The following is a 637-nucleotide window of genomic DNA, read 5'->3' as shown; positions in this document are numbered from 1 at the left end:
ATTGGGTGCTACCGGATTAAAGTTCTGGTTAAGCAAATTATCTGCAACTGCATCAGAGTGCTTACGCTTAGTTGTTACTTTATAGGCCACTCGTTGTTTAACCACTAAATTGAGTTTCGCCATTAACTTTCTGGTTTTATAACGCGTTATTTTAAAACCTTCTTTGCGTAAGCTTTTACATAACTCACGGTAGCCTAAGCTTTCTCTGCTGCGTTTAAACAGCGCTTTGGCTCTGCAATAAAGATGCAGCTCTTTGGCCGTTATAAGCTTTGCTGGACGCGCCAGCCATGCGTAATACCTTGAGCGACTCACCTTCATCGCTGAGCATAATTTTATAACGCGAAAAGCTTGGCTATTTTCTTTGATGAACTGATACTTTACTTCATTTCTCTCGCAAAGAAGGCGCTGGCCTTTTTTAAGATCTCTTTCTCCATTTTGAGATCTTTCACTTCTTTCCTCAGGCGCTTTAGCTCTGCGCGCTCATCTTCATTTAGCGAATTACCAGCTTGTTGCTCTTCGAGTTTAGCTTTCCAGTTATAAATAAGTTTGGTTGTGATCCCTAAAGAGGCTGCGGCCTCTGAAACTGAATAGCCTTGCTCAGTGACTAAAGCAACTGCTTCTTGCTTAAATTCGGTTG

Annotated in this window: 1 pseudogene; it reads right to left on the bottom strand. The window is 41.8% G+C overall.

Annotation, left to right across the window (positions count from 1 at the left end):
* Positions 1-637: pseudogene (locus HUS62_RS23285) on the bottom strand (IS3 family transposase); the annotation flags it as partial.

It is taken from the genome of Pseudoalteromonas sp. 0303 (genome assembly GCF_013349995.1).
Lineage (GTDB): Bacteria > Pseudomonadota > Gammaproteobacteria > Enterobacterales > Alteromonadaceae > Pseudoalteromonas.
The sequence above is the reverse complement of the archived record's forward strand: the minus strand, read 5'-3'. Positions and strand labels throughout refer to the sequence as shown.